Source organism: Saccharothrix xinjiangensis, assembly GCF_039527585.1.
Taxonomy (GTDB): domain Bacteria; phylum Actinomycetota; class Actinomycetes; order Mycobacteriales; family Pseudonocardiaceae; genus Actinosynnema; species Actinosynnema xinjiangensis.
Genome location: NZ_BAAAKE010000051.1, coordinates 12,770 through 31,541, shown reverse-complemented (window position 1 = coordinate 31,541; position 18,772 = coordinate 12,770). Strand labels below are relative to the sequence as shown.

General features: G+C 73.1%; 14 protein-coding genes and 1 pseudogene. 11 read left to right on the top strand and 4 right to left on the bottom strand.

Translation table 11 applies throughout. From position 1 onward, the window contains the following. Nucleotides 1-169: 169 nt before the first annotated feature. Nucleotides 170-3,349, top strand: coding sequence for an NACHT domain-containing protein (locus ABD223_RS42280; protein WP_344043793.1), 3,180 nt, complete (start codon nt 170-172; stop codon nt 3,347-3,349). A gap of 59 nt (nt 3,350-3,408) precedes the next feature. Here ABD223_RS42280 and ABD223_RS42275 read toward each other — a convergent pair. The 3 genes and pseudogenes from ABD223_RS42275 to ABD223_RS42265 form a co-directional block, all read right to left on the bottom strand. Next, nucleotides 3,409-4,262 (bottom strand): annotated as a pseudogene (locus ABD223_RS42275) (IS5 family transposase). Between the two features lie 162 nt (nt 4,263-4,424). After that, nucleotides 4,425-5,483 (bottom strand): transporter substrate-binding domain-containing protein, encoded by a 1,059-nt coding sequence (locus ABD223_RS42270; protein WP_344043791.1) that lies wholly within the window; start codon nt 5,481-5,483, stop codon nt 4,425-4,427. Next, nucleotides 5,480-6,712: a hypothetical protein gene (locus ABD223_RS42265; protein ID WP_344043789.1), complete on the bottom strand. Its 1,233-nt coding sequence runs from the start codon at nt 6,710-6,712 to the stop codon at nt 5,480-5,482. The genes ABD223_RS42270 and ABD223_RS42265 overlap by 4 nt, the downstream gene beginning before the upstream one ends. 563 nt (nt 6,713-7,275) lie before the next feature. On the opposite strand from ABD223_RS42265, the gene ABD223_RS42260 reads away from it, so the two are divergent. Then, nucleotides 7,276-10,413, top strand: coding sequence for an AfsR/SARP family transcriptional regulator (locus tag ABD223_RS42260; RefSeq protein WP_344043786.1), 3,138 nt, complete (start codon nt 7,276-7,278; stop codon nt 10,411-10,413). 154 nt (nt 10,414-10,567) lie between these two features. Here ABD223_RS42260 and ABD223_RS42255 read toward each other — a convergent pair whose 3' ends face one another. Next, nucleotides 10,568-10,720 carry a hypothetical protein gene (locus ABD223_RS42255; RefSeq protein ID WP_344043784.1) on the bottom strand — a complete coding sequence of 51 codons (153 nt, stop codon included), beginning with the start codon at nt 10,718-10,720 and terminating at the stop codon, nt 10,568-10,570. Between the two features lie 211 nt (nt 10,721-10,931). Here ABD223_RS42255 and ABD223_RS42250 point away from each other — a divergent pair, with 211 nt between their 5' ends. The 9 genes from ABD223_RS42250 to ABD223_RS42210 all read left to right on the top strand — a co-directional run bounded on the left by ABD223_RS42250 (nt 10,932) and on the right by ABD223_RS42210 (nt 18,762). After that, nucleotides 10,932-11,651 carry a hypothetical protein gene (locus tag ABD223_RS42250; protein ID WP_344043782.1) on the top strand — a complete coding sequence of 240 codons (720 nt, stop codon included), beginning with the start codon at nt 10,932-10,934 and terminating at the stop codon, nt 11,649-11,651. Next, nucleotides 11,615-11,866, top strand: coding sequence for a phosphopantetheine-binding protein (locus ABD223_RS42245; protein WP_344043780.1), 252 nt, complete (start codon nt 11,615-11,617; stop codon nt 11,864-11,866). Before ABD223_RS42250 ends, ABD223_RS42245 begins: the two co-directional genes overlap by 37 nt. A 31-nt stretch (nt 11,867-11,897) precedes the next feature. Next, nucleotides 11,898-12,272, top strand: coding sequence for an ectoine synthase (locus ABD223_RS42240; RefSeq protein ID WP_344043778.1), 375 nt, complete (start codon nt 11,898-11,900; stop codon nt 12,270-12,272). A gap of 71 nt (nt 12,273-12,343) precedes the next feature. Next, complete coding sequence (locus tag ABD223_RS42235; protein ID WP_344043776.1) at nt 12,344-13,327, top strand: pseudouridine-5'-phosphate glycosidase; 984 nt, start codon at nt 12,344-12,346, stop codon at nt 13,325-13,327. Continuing rightward, a complete protein-coding gene (locus ABD223_RS42230) occupies nt 13,324-13,992 on the top strand; it encodes an HAD family hydrolase (RefSeq protein ID WP_344043774.1) in 669 nt (222 codons plus the stop codon). Before ABD223_RS42235 ends, ABD223_RS42230 begins: the two co-directional genes overlap by 4 nt. Nucleotides 13,993-13,997: 5 nt before the next feature. Then, nucleotides 13,998-15,386, top strand: coding sequence for an MFS transporter (locus tag ABD223_RS42225; protein WP_344043772.1), 1,389 nt, complete (start codon nt 13,998-14,000; stop codon nt 15,384-15,386). Next, nucleotides 15,383-16,171: a maleate cis-trans isomerase family protein gene (locus ABD223_RS42220; RefSeq protein WP_344043770.1), complete on the top strand. Its 789-nt coding sequence runs from the start codon at nt 15,383-15,385 to the stop codon at nt 16,169-16,171. The genes ABD223_RS42225 and ABD223_RS42220 overlap by 4 nt, the downstream gene beginning before the upstream one ends. A gap of 46 nt (nt 16,172-16,217) precedes the next feature. Continuing rightward, on the top strand, nt 16,218-17,618 hold the full coding sequence (locus ABD223_RS42215) for a class I adenylate-forming enzyme family protein (RefSeq protein ID WP_344043768.1): 1,401 nt from the start codon (nt 16,218-16,220) through the stop codon (nt 17,616-17,618). A gap of 4 nt (nt 17,619-17,622) precedes the next feature. Next, nucleotides 17,623-18,762, top strand: coding sequence for an acyl-CoA dehydrogenase family protein (locus ABD223_RS42210; protein WP_344043766.1), 1,140 nt, complete (start codon nt 17,623-17,625; stop codon nt 18,760-18,762). The last annotated feature ends 10 nt before the right edge of the window (nt 18,763-18,772 follow it).

The window sequence follows — 18,772 nt, the reverse complement described above, 5'->3', positions numbered from 1 at the left end:
CATGCTCACTCCGATCGAGTACGAACTCCGACACGCCAGGATCGCTCCAGTAGCCTGAACTCCGGCAACCCGACTCCGTCAAACGGGGTGAGGATCAAGATGTCCGTCAAAACGGGTCAACTCCACTACCGTAGCCGGTTGGCGGACCCGTCCTTAGAAGCGAGCCAGGATGCGCGACATCCCCGAACTGACCTTCCGTGGTGCGTTGACCGTGCTCGGTCAGTATGATCGACCGGCGCTGGAGCGCTTGAACACCGCGCTCGGCGGCGTCATCATGGTCGGTGGCGTTGTGGCCCTCACCGGTCCGGCGGCTGTACCGCTGGTGGGTCTGGCCGCTGTGTGGGGCTGGGTGGACCAGAAGAACGAGGCGCTGGGGCTGGTCCGTAAGCTGTTGGACAAGGTCGGCGACTATCGGGCCGTTGCGAGGGGTTACGACCGCACTCGGTTGCTCGCCGCCGCTCACACGGTGCTCGTCGCGAGTTCGGTTGTCGAGGCCTTCCGCGGCGCGGTGGGGGAGAAGGCCTTCAAGGCGTTGGCGATCACCGATCCGGAGTTGTCGACTCTCCTGGCGGGGGCGGGCGACGCCGGGCGGAAGACCGCGGAGGCCTTGTACGACTTACCTGTGCCGATGCCATCGTCCGGGCGAGGCTACGTGGAGAACCTCGCCGCCGTACTGGAGTGGCAGCAGAGGTTCGCCGCGGACCTGGTCGGGTTCTGTGCCGGTCTTGTCGCCGGGCAGGCCGTCCGCCGGGTTGACGGGCCCGCCATCGCCGCACAGGCACTGCGCCACTATCAGGATCAGTACCGCCGACTGGCCGTCCAGGTCCCCGAGTTCCTCGTGTGGAGCATGCTCAACGAACACACGGCGACCCGAGGAAGCCTCGTGATCGTGCACGAGGAGGTAAAAGCAGCCCTCGCCGACCAGGCGCGGGCCATGTCCAGATTCGAATCACTGCTGATCGCCATCGGTGGCGGTGTCCCGGACCAGGTCTCGGCGCTGCACCGTGCGGTGCGGGCCGGCTTGGACGAACCGGTGCTGCCCCAGGACGCCTCGACCATGAGCTTCTTCCCCGACGTCCGGTTTCCGCTCGTCCGGGAGGTTTTCGTCCAGCCGAACTACCGTTGCGAACGGGTCGACGCGCGATCTCGGGTGGCCGACGAGCAATGGTGGAAGCCGCTGCCCGAACACGACAACCTCGACGTTCGCCTCGCCGCTCACCTTGCCTCGACCGAGGCGACGCGTCTGCCGCTGTTGGTATTGGGTCACCCCGGCGCCGGTAAGAGCCTGCTGATGAAGGTGTTGGCTGCCCGGCTGCCCGCCGACCAGTACACGACCGTCTACGTTCCGCTGCGGTACGTGTCCGGCACCGCCGCGGTCTATCGGCAGATCGAGGAAGGGCTGGCCAGGGAGACTAATGGCCGGGTGGACTGGGCGGGGCTTGTGGATCAGAGTCGCGCGGCCACCAGGGTGATCCTGCTCGACGGGCTCGACGAGATGTTGCAGGCCGCCGACCGTGACCGCGCGGACTACCTGCACGACGTTGCCGAGTTCCAGCGGCGCGAGGCAGCGCAGGAACGACCGGTCGTCGTGCTGGTGACCTCGCGGACGCTGGTGGCCGATCGCGTGGATGTACCGTTCGGTGCCACCGTGGTCAAGCTGGAAGAGTTCGATCCCGGTCAGGTCGAACAGTGGCGCGAGGTGTGGAACGCGGTCAACCGGGACGCCATCGACGCCGGGACCGTCCGGGAATTGACGCACGAGGCCGTCGCCCGCCAACCCGAACTCGCGCGGCAGCCGCTTCTGCTGCTGATGCTGGCGCTGTACTCGGCCGATCTGTCATTCCCGGCCATCGAGTCCGGGCTGTCCCGAACCGCCCTGTACCGGACGCTGTTCGACAACTTCACCAGGCGAGAGGCGACGAAGCTGCCGGACGCCACTCCGCCGCGAGATCAGCTCCAACAGCTCTCGATCGCCGCGCTCGGGATGTTCAACCGCAGTCGTCAGCACATCACCGACGTTGAGTTGACCGCCGACCTGACGGCCCTGACACCGGCCCACGACGACGTGCGGAGAACGGATGCGGACCAGCGGCTGGTTGCGCAGTTCTTCTTCGTCCATACCTCCGGGGCGGATCTGGAGACCGACCGGGCGCGACGTAGCTACGAGTTCCTGCACGCCACCTTCGGCGAGTACCTCGTGGCCCGCGAGATCGTGGACACCCTCGTCGACACCGCGGACAGCGCGGTCGGTCGCCGTGGCACCCGCGAGCCCGACGACGACCGGCTGTTCGCGCTGCTCTCACACGACTGTCTGGCCACGCGCGGCCCGATCCTCGACTTCCTCGGCGACCTCCTCGCGGAGCTGCCGCCCGAGGACCGGGAGCGGATCAGGACCGCCGTCGCCTCTCTGCTGGCCGGTGCGCGCCGACGGCAGGGCTCAGCCCGCTACAGCGACTACCGCCCCACCGCGACCGACCACGTCCGGGAGATCGCCGCCTACACCGCGAACCTCGTCCTGCTCGGCATCCTGGTCGAACCCCGCCAGGACGGTGCCCGCTTGGACACGCTGATCGTTGACGCGGCGGTCTGGCGCCCCACTGTCGACCTGTGGCGGTCAGGCCTGGCCACCGACAGCTGGTACGCCCTCCTGGCCGCGCTCGAACGCACAACCCATGTCCTGCACCTGTCCGCCGAACGCACCCGGTCGACCGGTCTGGACGCGGAGTTGCGGCAGGCGGAGCTGGCCGGAGACCGCGAACTCGTCTACACCCTGCAGATGGGACGGACGATCCGCACGTCGGAGCAGGAGAATCCGCCGGAGTCGGACACGCCGGCGACCGAAGCGGGAACCGCGGCGCGTGAGGAGCTGCTGCGTTGGGCGGTCGCCGTGCTGGCGTTCGGCAATGAACCGGACGAGGAACCGATGCACGAGGACCGACTGAACGAGCTGTTCGACTCCATCGGCGACGACGACAGCCTGGTGTCGATGATCGCGATGGTGCTCAAACAACGGGCTGTGGACCTCTCCCCGGAGGTAGCGAGGGGACTTGTCTCGTACCTGCTCGACTGGGACAGCGAAGATGCCTATGCCTTCATCGCCGCGGCCGGTGCCCACCCCGGGCTGCTGACCGAGTTCCCCCAGCTCATGGAAGCCGACCGCTACAAGGGCATGCAGGGAGCGGTACTCATGATGGAGGGCACGTTGGAGCTAACGACCGAATCGCCGGTGAGGCTCGAGCATCTGCTGAACTCGATCAAGAACCAGCGAGGTGGCGGCACAAGCACCGATCAGCGACACGCGGCCGCTGCGGCGCTGCTGGATGCTTTCCAATGGCGGATCGATTCCTGAGCGGCCTGTGGGATGCCAATAGTCAGCCACCGCTGCCTGGCCTGGGGTTAGCGCGTGTTTCAGATGTGGCGTAGCCAGATGTTGATGGCGGCGATGTCGATGGTGGCCTGGTAGGGGACGGCGAGTTTGTCGTAGCGGGTGGCGATCGCACGGTGCTGCTTGAGCAGGTTGATGCCGCACTCGACGGCGTGGCGCTGCTTGTAGATCTCCCGGTCGATCGTGGGTGGCCGTCCACCCGCGGAGCCTTTGGCCTTGCGGTGGGCGGCCTGGTCGCGGGGCTGGTCGATGGTCGCCTTGATCCCACGCTGTCGCAGTTAGGCGCGGTTGGCCTTCGAGCTGTAGGCCTTGTCCGCCAGGACCCGGTCCGGGCGCGTGCGTGCCCGGCCGGGGCCGACGCGCGGCACCTCGATCCGCTCGATCACCGGGACGAACTGCGGGCTGTCACCCCGCTGTCCGGCGGTGACCAGCAGGGACAACGGCCGCCGGCCCTGCTCGCAGGCCAGGTGCGGCTTGCTGGTCCACCCGCCCCGCGACCGACCCAACCCGTGATCATCGGGCTCGGTCCCACCCGCTTCGGTGTCGGGCGGCTCGACCTGCAGATCCCCCTTTTCCTCGCACCGGCGGCGTGCTGGTGCGCCCGCGTGATCGTGGAATCCACGCTCACGTCCCACACGATCGACCCCGCGGCGTCGGCGCGGGCCTGCAACGCGGTCAGCGCCCGCCGCCAGACCCCGGCCCGTTGCCACCGCCGGAACAACACGTAGACGGTCTGCCAGGGGCCGTACTCGGACGGGACGTCACGCCACGGGGCACCGACCCGCACCCGCCACCGGATGCCGTCGATCAACTGCCGCTTGCTCCACTTCGGCGGACGGCCCGGCTTGGCACCGACGGGCAGCAGAGGCTCCAGCATCGCCCACTGCGCATCGGTCAGATCGGCCCGCCCCGCTGCCGCTACGCCGGCCACGAGGTCTCCGGTATTGCAGGTTTGCTTGGTCGCTAACCCACCTACCGGAGACCTCGCCACGTTCCGGCCACCGACACGCCGCCGATCACCTCACCTTTGAAACACGCGCTAGCGCCGGTACGGGTCGTCGGGCACCGGCAGCCGGTGGTGGCGGGCCAACCCCTGGAACCAGGTGTCGTACGCCAGGTCGAGGCTGCCGTCCGCGCGCATGTCGTCGAGCACGTCGTTGGCGAACCGGAGCAGGTCGTCCTGCTCGCCGCTCACCGCGACGGCGGCCTTGGTCGTCAGCGGGCTGCGGTAGTCCAGCAACACCGTGCCCGGGTCCTGGTGCCGGTAGCCGTGCAGGATCAGCACGTCGGAGTAGACGGCGTCGACGAAACCCCGCTGCATCAGCATCAGGCAGTCGCTGGTGTCGTTCACCGCCACCGGCACCAGCTCCGGCCGGCGCTCCGCGCGCTGCCGGTCCCGCACGTCGATCATCTCGTCGCTGTTGGTGGTGCCCGCGCCCGAGCACACCTTGCGGCCGGCCAGGTCCTCCGGCCTGGTCACGCCCGACAGCCCGGCGCGGACGAGGAGGCCGCTGTGGGTCTGCATGTAGGGCCGGGAGAACCGCAGGCCGTGCGTCTCCACCCGGCACGCCGTCACGCTCACGCCGGCGATCACCAGGTCCACCCCGGGCACGTCGCCCAGCCGCTCGTCGACCGCCTTGGCGGCGCGGTTGGCCCCGGTGTCGAGGGAGTACAGGCGTCCGCCGGTGGGCAGGCCGATCATGCTCAGGTCCTCGTCGGGCACGCCGAGCGCGGCCGCGACCCGCTTGGCGATGTCGATCTCCAGGCCCGACAGCTCACCGGTGATCAGGTCGCGCTTGCTGCGGAACTGCCCGGTCTGGCTGACCCCGACCCGCAGCCCTTCCTCGCGGACGCGGCGGACGTTGGGGCCGTCGGGCCGCCCGTCGGGGCCCAGGGGGCCCGCGGCGGGGTCGAGGCTGTCGGTCGGGGCGTTCCCGCAGGGCGCGGTGCGCTCCGGGGCCTCGTCGTAGCCCGGTGGCAGGTCGGGGTGCGCCGACGACGGGGAGGCGGGCGCGGCGGCGGGCCCGGCGGGTGCGGCGGGTGCGGCGCACGCGGTCAGGCAGGCGAGCGCGGCGACGAGGGCGAGGACCTTGATCACGTGTAGTACTCCCTGATCCGGACGCCGAGGCCGAACGCGGCCGACAGGACCGCGGCGGCCATGAGCAGCAGCACGGCCGCGTCCCAGTTCGCCAGGGTCGCCTTGGCCGACCCGGTCGAGTCGACGGCCCTCGCCCGGTGCTCCTCGATCAGCTCGGTCAGGCGGGAGTCGAGCCGTTGGCCGAACGTGTCGGCGTCGCCGGGCGCCGGGTCGATGATCGTCCTCACCAGGTCGGTGAACGCCGGCGGTTCGGCGTTCGCGCCGCCCCGTGCCGGGCGGAGCAGGGGTTCGTCGTGCCCGCGCCACGCCTCCAGCGCCGCGAGGGCGGCCTCGTCGCCGCCGGCGGCCGTGACGAGCTCCTCGATGTCGTCGAACATCCCGTCCAGCTCGGACACGTCGCCCGCCGAGGGGAAGATCAGGATGCGGGCCTCGGCCTCGTCCGCCTCCCGGCCGAGGTTGCGCGCCTCGGCCAGCGGCCCGACCACCGCCAGTTCGCGTTGGCCGACCTCGCCGCGCCCGTCGACGAACCCCACGACGACGATCGCGCCGAGCAGCGCGACGGAGGTCAGCCCGGTGGCCAGCACCAGGCCGGGGTTGACCCGGCGGCGGGTCCGGCGCGTGACGGACCTCTGCGCCGCGACCAGCGCGGCGAGCGTCGCCACCCCCGCGACCAGGAACGGCCACGGCACCGCGCCCGCGTCCCGCTGCGCCCGCACCACGGCCTCGGTCTGCTCCGCGTGCAGCCGCCGGGCGACGGGCAGGATGCCGGTGCGCACCAGGGACGAGGCGTTGGACAGGTACGAGATGCCGACCGGGCGCCCCGCGTCGCTCTCGGTCCACCCGACCTCCACGAGCCGGGTGTAGAGCGGCAGCAGGCGGGACAGCTCCCGGACCTGCCCTGCCGCGTCGTCCCCGGTGCCCGCGCTCCTGGCCGAGGCGACGTGCAACGCCTCCGTCGCGGCGGAGACGTCGTCGCGGAAGCGCTGCCGCAGCGGGGTCGCCCGCTCCGCGTTGACCAGCACCGCGTTGAGCGAGTGGGCGTCCGCGTCCGCCATGGCGCGGTACACGTCCAGCGCCTTCGCGGTCAGCTCCGCCCGCTGGTCCGCCGCGTCCGCCGCCCGCTGCTGCCGCAGGTCCAGCGCCGCCCACCCGGTGAGACCGGTGAGCAGCCCCAGCGCCGCGACGAGGACGGCGAAGACCAGGAACCCGTGCTCGGTTCGCTTCACCACGCCGCGTGATCGCGGCCGACTGACCGGCACCCCACCTCCAGGGAGAACACCCGTGCTGATCACCGGTGTGTCGTGCGCGCCAGGGGTTTCGTTACGGGGCCTCGGCGACGCGGAACTCGCGCGGACGGCCCGGCGGTGGCGTGCGGTTCTCCGAAATCGCCTCGCGAAAGCCGGTGCTGGGCTGTCCGGGTGCATTCGGGGCGGCAAACGACTCCATCCGGTCACATCCCGGAATGCCGGACGTCGCCGAGCGTCGCCACGCGGGGCGGTGGTCGGCCGGTGGTCGGTCGGCGGCCGGCCGGAATTCCTTTTGCCGCAGGCCGAACCCGTGATCACCGCCGGGGCGGCCGGTCGGGTGGCGGCGAGTGCATTTCACCCGGTTGGGCGTCGAATTCGACAATGTCCTTGCGTCGGCGAGCAATTCGGGGACGCGCCGACCGTGCGGTAACCTCTGTGGGACTTCACGCCCGGACGCGTGCGTCCGGGAACGGGCAGCTACCGGGGCGCCGCCGTTCTCGGGCCGCCGCCGTGACCACCGCGCGAGTGACTGGGGGCGCTTCGACATGGGGCTCAGGCTGCTCGGCCCGGTGGAGCTCGTGCTGGACGGCCGCTCGCTCGACCTGGGCGGTCCGCGGCAGCGGGTCGTGCTCGCGGTGCTCGGCCTCAACGCCAACCGCGTGGTGCCCGTCGAGCAGCTGATCGACGCGGTGTGGGGCACGACCCCGCCGTCGACCGCGCGCGGCCAGGTCCAGATCTGCATCTCCGCGCTGCGCAAGCTGTTCGCCGACGCGGGCCGGGCCGGCGCGATCAGCACCCGACCGCCCGGCTACCTGCTGCGGCTGGACGCGGACGAGGTCGACAGCCTGCGGTTCGCCGAGCTGGTCGCCGCCGCCCGCGCGCAGGCCGACGCCGGCGCGCCGACCGAGGCCGCCGCCACGCTGCACACCGCGCTGGAGCTGTGGCGGGGCCCCGCCCTGGCGGACATCCCGGGCGACGTGGTGCGGCGCAGCGCCACCGTGCTGGAGGAGCAGCGGCTGGCCGCGCTGGAGGCGCGCCTCCGGCTCGACCTGGTCCTGGGCAGGCACCGCGAGGTGGTCGGCGAGCTGCACGCCCTGGTCGCCGAGCACCCGCTGCGCGAGCGGCTGCACGGGTTCCTCATGCTCGCGCTGTACCGGGCGGGCCGCCAGGCCGAGGCGCTGGAGGTGGGCCGCCGGCTGCGCACCGTCCTCGTCGAGGAGCTGGGGCTGGAACCCGGCCCGGAGCTCCAGGACCTGGAGCAGTCCATCCTCCGGCGCGACCCGGCGCTGGGCGTGGCCGAGCCGCCACCGCCGCCGGGCCCGCCCGCTGAGCCCGCCGCGTTCGCCGTGCCCGCCGTGTCCACTGCGCCTCCCGCGTCCGAGCGCCACGCGTCGCGGCCGGTGGAGGTGGTGCCCCGGCAGCTGCCCGCCAGCATCGCCGACTTCACCGGCCGCGAGGAGCACCTGGCCGAGATCGTGCGGCTGCTGGACGTCGACGGCCAGGAGGCCTGGGGCATGCCCATCGTCGCCGTCTCGGGCAGGGGCGGCGTCGGCAAGTCCACCCTCGCCACCCGCGCCGCGCACCAGCTCAGCGCCCGCTACCCGGACGGCCAGCTCTACGCCGACATGTGCTCGGCGAACGGCAACGACCACACCGCCAAGCTGCTCGCCCGGTTCTTGCGCGCGCTGGGCGTGGCGGGCTCGGCCGTGCCCGACGACGTGGAGGAGCGCGTCGAGCTCTACCGCAGCAAGCTGTCCGGCAAGCGGGTGCTGGTGGTGCTCGACGCCGTGACCGACGAGGCGCAGGTCCGGTCGCTGCTGCCCGGCAGCGCGTCCTGCGCGGTGATCGTCACCAGCCGGGTGCGGCTGAGCGGCCTGCCGGGCGCGCGTCAGCTCCACCTGGACGCGTTCGACGAGGCCAAGTCCCTCGAACTGCTGACCCGCGTCGTCGGCCGCGAGCGGGTCGAGGCCGAGCCGGACGCGGCGGTCGAGCTGGTCCGCCTGTGCGACGGGCTGCCGCTGGCGCTGCGCATCGCGGGCGCCCGGCTCGCCTCCCGCCCGCACTGGCGGCTCGCCGGCCTGGTCCGCAGGCTCCACGACGAGGCCAGACGGCTGGACGAGCTGGCCCACCACGGCCTGGAGCTGCGGTCCACCTTCGCCCTCACGCACCGGCTGCTCGACGAGTGCGCCCGGCGGCTGTTCCGGCTGTGCTCCCTGGTGAGCGCGCCCGACTTCCCCGGCTGGACCGCGGCCGCGCTGCTCGACACCACCGCCGCGGACGCCGAGGAGGTGCTGGAGAGCCTGGTCGAGGCGCAGCTGGTGGACACCGTCCAGTACGGCGGCGCGTCTCCGCGCTACCGGCTGCACGACCTGATCCGGGTCTACGCCGCGGAGAAGCTCCAGGAGGACAGCACCGAGGAGGAGCGCGCCGCGGCGCTGGGCCGCGTGCTGGGCGGGTGGCTGGCCCTGGCCGAGGAGGCGCACCGCCGCGAGTACGGCGGCGACTACACCATCCTGCACGGCGGCGCCGCGCGCCGGCTGCCGGACGCGCGTGAACTGGACGACCACCTCGGCGAACCCGCGCACTGGTGGGAGGCCGAGCGGCGGGCGCTGGTCGCCGCGGTCCGCCAGGCCGCCGGCGCCGGGCTCGACGAGCTGTGCTGGGACCTCGCCCTGACCTCGGTGACCCTGTTCGAGGCCAAGGGCTACTTCGACGACTGGCTGGAGTGCGCGCGGGTGGCGCACGAGGCGTGCCGGCGCGCCGACAACCGGGTCGGCATGGCCGCGATGCGCTACTCGCTGGGGACGCTGCACATGTTCCAGACCCGGCTGCCCGAGGCGGACGAGTACTTCGCGGGCGCGCTGGAGCTGTTCCACGCCGCCGGCGAGGAGCACGGGCGCGCCCTGGTGCTGCGCAACTCCGCGCACGTCGACGGCCTGCGCGGGGACACCGCCTCGATGGTGGCCAAGTACGCCGAGGCGCTGGAGGGCCTGCGCGCGGTCGGCGACCGGATCGGCGAGGCGCACGTCCTGCGCGGCATCGCCAAGCACCGGCTCGACGAGGGCGACACCGACACCGCGGCCCGGCTGCTGGAGCAGGCGCGGGACATCACCCTGGAGACCGGGTGCCTGCGGGTCGAGGCGCAGGTGGTGCACAGGTTCGCCGAGCTGCACCTGGCCACCGGCCAGGTCGACCGGGCCCGCGACGCGCTGCACCGGGTGCTGCGCATCGTGCGCGACAACGGCGACCGGATCGGCGAGGTCTACGCGCTGTACGCGCTGGGCGTGCTGCGCCACCGCGAGGGGCGGTTGGACAACGCCGAGACCACCCTGGTGCACGCGCTGAACCTGGCGCGCCGGCTGGGTGAGCGGCTGATCGAGGCCAGGTCCCGGTACTCGCTCGGGGAGATCGCGCTGGCCCGCGGCGACGCGGAGGGCGGTGTCGGGCACCTGCGCGCGGCGAGTGAGCTGTTCGACGGGCTGGGGTCGGCGCTGGGGCACGCCAAGGCGCTGGCGCTGCTGGCCGAGGCCCGGGCGGCCGGCGGCGACGACGCGGCGGCGGGCGAGCTGGTGGAGCGGGCGTTGCTGCTGCTGTCCGGCGCCGACTCCGCCGAGGCGGTGCGGCTGGTGGCGCGGCTGCGGGAGCGGCGGGTCGAGGGGACGGCTGTTCGCGACCTGGTCTGAGCCGGTGGGGTCGGGCGTGCGCCGGGATCGGTGACGTCGAACGCTTCGGTGCGCGTCACCGGGCCCGCCGCGCGACCGCGGGACCACAAGCCCGGCCGGAACGCGGGACGACCCGGCCCTGGGGTGGGCCGGGTCGTGGTGTTGAGCGGTCCGCTCACCAGTGCGTGTCGTTCACGCACAGCTGGAGTTCCACGCTCCAGTGGGTGTCCTCGGGGCAGTCGGACGTGGTGGTGGTGGTGGCCGACGCGGGCGTGGCCGTGATGACGGTCGCGCCGATCGCGAGCGCGGTGAGCAGGGACTTCAGCACCGGCATCCTCCTTCTGGTCTCCGGGGTCACCGGGGATCTGCTGTGCGGTGCCACCAGCAGACGCCCCGGCGCCATCCGTCCGCCTTCGCCCCCCTTAATCCCGGCTCCGTGGAATCGATAGCGCTTGGAAAGCGGATCGACAGAGCCGCGCCGCACCTTCGTCATGGCAAGGGCAACGGCAAGAGCCACGGCGAGTGCGGAAGGACCGGACATGGATCGTCCACCCGGGGACCACGGGCACCACGGCGCCGATGTCGTGGACGCCCTGGCCGAGCGGTTGATGGCCGGCGCCGCGGTCGAGGCGGCGGTGTCGTCGGTGGCCGGGCCCCGGCGCCGCGCCGCGGTGCTGACCGCGCTGTCGGCCCGGTACCTGCTCGCGCCCGGCGTGGTCACCGCGTCGGTCGTGGGTGGCGGGTGGGCGGTCCGGGCACAGTTGGACGCCGTGGCCCGGCACGTGCCCGGCACCAGCCACGTCGCGGTCCGCGTGCTCGACGGCGAGCCGCTGGACCCCGACCTGGTCGACCGGCTCCGGTCGACCGGCATCGGGCTCTCCGTGGCCGCCACCGCGGGCGAGGCGGTGTTCGGGGCGAACCTCGTGGTCGTCACCGACGTCGCCGACCCCGACACCTGGCCCGTCCGCCTGCCCGGCGGCGCGGTGCTGGTCAACGCCACCGGCGGCGACCTGCCACCGGCCGTGACCCGCGCGGTGGACCTGGTGTTCGTCGACGACCTGGACCTGCTGCGGCGCGCGCCGCGGCGGGACCGGCCGGTCGAGGCGGACCTGCGGCAGGTCGTCACCGGCGAGTGCGCGGGCCGCACCAGCGCGGACCACGTGCTGCTCGTCGAGCTGCTGACGGAGGGTCGGCAGCCCGGACCACCCCTGGAGGACCTCGCGTGTCGATCGAGAACGAGATCAAGCGGTTCGTCGTGACCGGTTTCGCACCCGACCTCACCCCCGACCAGCTGCCGTCCGACCTGGACCTGCTGGACAGCGGGGTGGTGGACAGCCTCGGCCTGCTGCGCCTGATCGCGTGGGTGGGCGAGCGCTACGACATCCCCATGGGGGAGCGGGACATCTCGCCCGCCCAGTTCAGCTCGGTCGAGGCCATCGAGGCCTTCGTCCGGGAAGCACGCAGCTTCGTCTGACGAGATCCACGGACAGGAGGGGTTCACCAGCATGATCGTGCGGGCCAAGGCCGGCGTGACCGGCGTCGACTGGGGGAACGGGCTCAGCTACCGGCTCCTGGTCGAGAAGGACAACATGGGGTTCACCGTCGCCCACACCGTGGTGAAGGCGGGGTCGAAGTCCCCGCTGCACTACCGGAACCACCTGGAAGCCTGCTACTGCATCTCCGGGCGCGGGCAGGTGATCGACGCGGCCGGGACGGCCCACGACATCGAGCCGGGCGTCATGTACGCCCTGGACCGGCACGACCAGCACTTCCTGATCGCCCACCCCGAAGAGGACCTGGAGCTGATCAGCGTCTTCAACCCGCCGCTGCGCGGCGACGAGCGGCACAACTTCGACGCCGACGAGTTCTCGCACTACTGACCGGCGACGGGTGGTGCGGGGAGCCGGCGGTTCCCCGCACCACCCGCGGACCGACGACGGGAGAAACCGCAGTGTCCACACGCGACGAGTTGTTCTCGGTCTCCGAGGAGGTCGCCGACGCGCTGGCCTCGGGCCTGCCGGTGGTGGCCCTGGAGTCCTCCGGCGTGGTTCAGGGGCTGCCGCACCCCCTGAACCTCCAGACCGCCCTCGACATGGACAAGACCATCCGCGCCGCGGGCGCCGTGCCCGCCCGCACCGGCATCGTCTCGGGCCGGTTCGTGGTGGGCATGTCCGACGAGCAGGTGGAGCTGTTCGCCACCACGCCGACGGTGCCCAAGGTCGGCGCCCGCGACCTCGGCGCCGTGCTGGCGGGAGGCGGCCACGGCGGCACCACGGTGTCCGCGGCGCTGGTCGCGGCCGGCCGGGTGGGCGTCGAGGTGTTCGCGGTCGCGGGCATCGGCGGCGCGCACTTCGGCGCGCAGCGCAGCTTCGACGTCTCCGCGGACCTCGTGGAGTTCACCCGCCACCGGGTCGCCGTGGTGTGCGCGGGCGCCAAGTCGCTGCTCGACCCGGCGCTCACGCTGGAGTACCTGGAGACCTTCGGCGTGCCGGTGGTCGGCTACCGCTGCGACGACTTCCCGGCCTACTACAGCGTTTCCAGCGGCGAGCGCAACCCGCGCCGCGTCGACGACCTGGCCGAGCTGGTGTCGGCCGTGCGCCTGCACTGGGCGGTCGGCAACCCCGGCGGCTTCCTCATCACCCACCCGATCGACGCCGCCGACGCGCTGCCCTCGGACGAGGTCTACGCGCTGGTGCGCGAGAAGCAGGCCGAGGCGGAGGCGGCGGGGGTGCGCGGCAAGGACATGACGCCCGCGATCCTCAGCGCGGTCGGCAAGGCCACCAGGGGCCGCACCGGCGAGGCCAACCGCTCGGTGCTGCTGTCGACCAGCGCGCTGGCCGCCGAGGTCGCGGTCGCCCTCAAGCAGCGGCCCTCCGAGGAGCGGTCCCCCGGAGCTCGGGCCGCCGGGGACCGGGTCGCCGGGGAGCCGGCGTGAACACCGCGGTCCTGTTCGACGTCGACGGCACGCTGGTCGACACGCCGGCCGGCATGACCACCGTGCTGCGGCGGGTGGTGGCGGAGCACGGCGGCGCGGCGGACGAGCCCCGGCTGCGCGCCACCGTCGGCCGCCCCCTGGTCGCCTCGCTGGCCCTGCTGCTCGACCTGCCCGCCGACCACCCCGACGCGGCGCGCGCCGCCGACCGGGCGCGGGCGCTGTTCACGGAGCTGGTCATCCCGTCGGCGGCCGACCTGGTCTTCCCCGGCGTGCCCGAGCTGCTCGCGGACCTGCGCGAGCACGGGCACCCGCTGGCCGTCGTCACCAGCAAGGTCCGCCGCAGCGCGGTGGAGCTGCTGGAGGCCGCCGGCCTGCTGCCGCACTTCGACGTCCTGTCCTGCCACGGCATGGCCGAGCGCGGCAAACCGCACCCCGACCTCGCCCTGCTGGCCGCCGACGGGCTGGGCGTGCCACCGGGGCGCTGCGCCGTGGTCGGCGACGCCGTGGACGACGTGCTGATGGCGCGTGCCGCGGGCATGGACGCGCTCGGCGTCGCCACCGGCGTCGCCACACCCGACGAGCTGCTGACCGCGGGGGCGCGTGCGGTGCACCCCGACGTGGTCCGGCTCGGTGAAGCCCTGCTACCGCTCGCTCCCCGAAGGTGATCCCCATGACCAGCACCCGCACCGAGGCGGTGCGCGCCCGCTCGGCGAACGCGGCGCTCGCGATCCTCGCCGTGGCCCAGTTCCTCATCGCGCTCGACTACTCCATCGTCTACATCGCGCTGCCCAGCGTCGGCGCGGAGCTGGCGCTGACCGAGAGCTCCGTCCAGTGGGTGGTCAGCGGCTACGCGGTGTTCTTCGCCGGGTTCCTCGTCGTCGGCGGCCGGGCGTCGGACCGGTTCGGGCCGCGCACCCTGTTCATCGCCGCGATGCTGCTGTTCGGCGTGGCGTCGCTGCTGGGAGGGCTCGCGCCGAGCGCGCCGATGCTGCTCGTGGCCCGCGCCGCGCAGGGCGTGGCCGCCGCGGTGCTCCAACCCGCGGTGATCGCCCTGATCAACACGTCGTTCGCGGCCGGCCCGGAGCGCAACCGGGCGCTGGGCGTGTGGGGCACGGTCGGCGCGTCCGGCCTGGCCGCGGGCGTGTTCATCGGCGGCCTGCTGACCACGGTGTCGTGGCGGTGGGTGTTCCTGATCAACCTGCCGCTGGCGGTGCTGTGCGCGCTCGCCGCGCCGAAGCTGCTGCCCCGCAACGACACCGCGAACCGCGAGCGCGGCGGCCTGAACGTGCCCAGCGCGGTGCTGTGCACCGGCACCGTGCTGTCCGCGGCGCTGGCGCTGACCCAGGCGTCCGCCGGCGGGTGGACGCACCCCGCCACGCTGGCCGCGCTCGGCGCGTCGGTCGTGCTGCTGGTCGCGTTCGCGCTCCAGGAGCGGCGCAGCGAGCGCCCGCTGGTGGACCCGGTGCTGCGGGGCACCCGCTCGCTGCTGGTCGGCTGCGGCTCCACCGCGCTCTACATGGCCAGCGTCGGCAACCAGTTCTTCGTGGTGACCCTGCTGGTGCAGCAGCTGCGCGGGTACGACCCGCTCGCGGCGGGCCTGGCGTTCCTGCCCATGGCGGTGGCGATCGCGGTGGCCAACTCGGTGGCCGCCCGCATCGTCGGCGCGATCGGCGTGCGGGCGACGCTGGCGCTGGCGTTCGTCGCCGACGCGGCGGGCCTGCTGCTGCTGGCGTTCCAGGTGCACGGCGACAGCTACGTGGTCAACCTGCTGCCCGGCCTGCTGATCACCGGTTTCGCCCACGGCGTCACCTACGTGTCGATGTTCATCGCGGGCACCGCCGACGTCGAGGACCGCAACCAGGGCGTGGGCAGCGCCCTGATGACCACCTCCCAGTACATGGCCGGCGCGCTCGGCGTCGCCGTGCTGGTCCTGGTGCTGGGCACGAACCCCGGCCCCGACGCCTTCGCGTGGGCGTTCGTCACCACGGCGGTCGCGGCGGCGGGCGGCGCGGCGCTGGCCTGGTTCGGGCTGGCCCGCCGCGAGGGGAGCCGGTCGTGAGCGCCCGACCCTGGGTCGCCCGGCTCGGCGTGCTGGTGGTGCACAACGACCCGGTGGTCGAGGCGGAGCTGTGGGCCATGGCCCCGCCCGGCGTGACCGTGCACGCGGCCCGCTTCGAGAGCCCCACCAGCACCGGCGCCGAGTACACCGACGAGTCCTGGGAGCGCCTGGTGGGCGCGCCGGACGTGCGGCGCGGCCTGGTCCAGCTCGGGCAGCTGGACGTGTCGGCGATCTGCCTGTGCTTCGGCTCGGCCAGCTTCTTCGGCGGACCGGGGTTCGACGACGGGTTCGCCGCCGCGGCGTCCGACCTGGCCGGCGGGACCCCGGTCTACACCGCCGGGCAGGCCATCCGCGCGGCGCTGACCACGCTCGGCGTGCGCCGGCCGATGGTGCTCGCGCCGCCGTGGTTCACCGCGCCGACCTTCGCCGCGGCCGAGTCCTACCTGACCGCGTCCGGGTTCGCACCGGCCGCGCTGGAGCCCTTCCGCCTGGGTGCCCGCTGGGACGGCGTCGAGCGGCACCGGCTGTTCGACCGCGGCGGGCGCTGGGACGTCGACCCCGGCGAGGTGCGCCGCCAGGTCGTGGCCGCCTTCCCGGCGCACGCCGACGGCGTGCTGCTGCCCGGCAGCGGCTTCCGCTCCTGGGAGGCCGTCGACGCGCTGGAGCGCGAGCTGGGCGTGCCGGTGGTGACCTCGAACCAGGCGTGCCTGTGGCGGCTGCTCGACCTGACCGACCTGGACGCGACCGTGCCCGGCGCGGGCGGCCTGCTGGCCGCCCGCCGCTGACCGGAGCTCCTCCGACCGGACCCCTTCCGACCCCGAGAGGGACCCCATGCCCACCCGATCCTTCCTGACCGCGTTCGCCGCGCAGGTGGACGCCCGACCACACGCCCCGGCGCTGTCCTGGGCCGGGGCCGAGGTGGACTACGCCGCCCTGGACCTGCTGGCGCGCGACGCCGAGGCGCTGACCGCCGGCATCCCGGCCGACGTGCCGGTGTGCGTGCCCGCGCACAAGTCGCCGGAGACCGTCGCCCTGCTGATCGCGTGCTCCCGGCAGGGCAGGCGGGTGCTGCTGCCGTCGGCCTCGCTGGGCCCGGACGCCCTGCTGCGGCTGTGCGAGCGGGTCGGCTGCACCCACGTGCTGACCCCGGGCGGCGCGCGCACCACCGGCGCGGACCCCGGGTCGCTGCCCGGACCGGGCCTGCTGCTCACCACCTCCGGCTCGACCGGCGAGCCGAAGGTCGTCGTCCTGTCCGAGGAGGGCGTGGACAACTTCCTCACCTGGGCGGCGCGGGCGTTCGGCATGGGCCCCGGCGCCGGGGTGCTCAACTACGCGCCGCTCAACTTCGACCTGTGCCTGCTGGACGTGTGGGCGGCGCTGGCCGCCGGCGCGCGCGCGGACCTGGTCGACCCCGAGCGCGCCACCGACGGCGACCACCTGGCCGGGCTGTGCGCCGAGCGGCGACCCGCCGTGGTGCAGGCGGTGCCGCTGTTCTTCCGGCTGGTGACCGCCACCGGCCGGGTCTTCCCGGACGTGCGGGAGGTCCTGCTCACCGGCGACGTGGCGCCGCCCGCGCTGCTGGAGGGCGTCGCGGCGGCGTTCCCGAACGCCCGGCTGTGGAACGTCTACGGCTGCACCGAGACCAACGACAGCTTCCTGCACCGCATCGACCCGACCCGGTCGCCGACCCCGATCGGCACGCCGATCGCCGGCGTGGAGTTCCGCGTCCTCGACGAGGACGGCCGCGAGGCCGACAGCGGCGAGCTGGTGGTGCGCACGCCCTTCCGCGCCGAGGGCTACCTCGACGAGGAGCTGAACCGGGAGCGGTGGCGGGACGGCTGGTTCCGCACCGGCGACCTGGTCCGCCGCGACGCCGCCGGCCTGGTGCACCTCACCGGCCGCAACGACCACCAGGTCAAGGTGCGCGGCGTGCGCACCAACACGCAGGAGGTCGAACAGGTCGTGCTCGCGCACCCCGGGGTGCTGGAGGCCGCGGTGGTCGCGGTGCCCGACGAGCAGGCCGGGAACGTGCTGCACGCCGTGGTCCGCCGCGCGCCGGGATCACGGCTCAACGGGCTCGACCTGCGGGTGCACTGCGCGGCCGGGCTGCCCCGGACCGCCATCCCCGGCGCGTTCGACATCGGTGACGAGGCGCTGCCCCGCACCTCAACCGGCAAGGTCGACCGCAACGCCCTGCGCGCACGGCGGCTCGCGGTCACGGGAAGGGCGTGAACAGGTGATCGAGTGGAACGAGGACCAGCGCGCGCTGCGCGCGGCGATCGAGGACCTGGGGCCGTTGCTCGGCGAGGGCCACGTCGAGCGCGACGCCGCCGGCGAGTTCGCCGAGGGCGCCTGGAAGGCCCTGCGCGAGACGGGGCTGCTGGGCCTGCCCTTCGACGAGGAGTGGGGAGGCCTGGGCCAGGACCTGCTGACCACCATGCACGTGCTGGAGGGCCTGGGCCACGCCTGCCGTGACGGCGGGTTCGGCTTCTCCGTGTCCACGCACGTGGTCAGCACGGGCGTTCCGTTGCAGCGCTTCGGTTCCCGGGAGCTGAAGGAGCGCTACCTCACCCGGGTGTGCGACGGTTCGATCATCGGCGCGCACGCCATCACCGAGCCCGAGGGCGGCTCGGACGTCATGGCCATGCGCACCTCCGCGGTCCGCGACGGCGACCACTACGTGCTCAACGGCAGCAAGGCGTTCATCAGCAACGGACCCCTGGCCGACGTGATCGTGGTCTACGCCCGCACCGGCAAGCGCGGCAGCCCCGCCGCCATCACCGCGTTCCTGGTCGACCGGGACACCCCCGGCCTGACCGCGGGCAAGCCGGTGGCCAAGATGGGCCTGCGGACCTCGCCGCTGAGCGAGCTGTTCTTCGACGACTGCCGGGTGCCCGCCGCCAACGTGCTCGGCTCGCCCGGCGCGGGGTTCCTCATCCTGGACCACGTGATGAAGTGGGAGATCCTGTGCTCCTTCATCATCAACGTCGGCGAGATGCAGCACCGCCTGGAGCGCTGCGTGGACTACGCGCGGACCAGGGTCCAGTTCGGGCAGCGGATCGGGTCGTTCCAGTCGGTGTCCAACCGGGTCGTGGAGATGCGCATCGCCGTCGACACCGCCCGCAAGTGGCTCTACGACACCGCGCTGAAGCTCCAGCGCGGTGAGGACGTCACCACCGACCTGGCGATCAGCAAGATCATCGCCAGCGAGGCCAACGTCAGCACCGCGCTGGCCGCGGTGCAGCTGTTCGGCGGGTACGGCTACACCGCCGAGTACGGCCTGGAGAAGGACCTGCGCAACGCCGTCGCCGGGACCATCTACTCCGGCACCTCCGACATCCAGCGGCAGCGCATCGCCTCCATGATCGGTCTGTAGAGGGAGAGCA

What these genes read in the sequence shown, in the direction of transcription:
- ABD223_RS42280 (WP_344043793.1), top strand. Translation starts at nt 170, where the DNA reads ATGCGCGACATCCCCGAACTGACCTTCCGTGGTGCGTTGACCGTGCTC.
- ABD223_RS42215 (WP_344043768.1), top strand. Translation starts at nt 16,218, where the DNA reads ATGCCCACCCGATCCTTCCTGACCGCGTTCGCCGCGCAGGTGGACGCC.
- ABD223_RS42240 (WP_344043778.1), top strand. Translation starts at nt 11,898, where the DNA reads ATGATCGTGCGGGCCAAGGCCGGCGTGACCGGCGTCGACTGGGGGAAC.
- ABD223_RS42225 (WP_344043772.1), top strand. Translation starts at nt 13,998, where the DNA reads ATGACCAGCACCCGCACCGAGGCGGTGCGCGCCCGCTCGGCGAACGCG.
- ABD223_RS42260 (WP_344043786.1), top strand. Translation starts at nt 7,276, where the DNA reads ATGGGGCTCAGGCTGCTCGGCCCGGTGGAGCTCGTGCTGGACGGCCGC.
- ABD223_RS42250 (WP_344043782.1), top strand. Translation starts at nt 10,932, where the DNA reads ATGGATCGTCCACCCGGGGACCACGGGCACCACGGCGCCGATGTCGTG.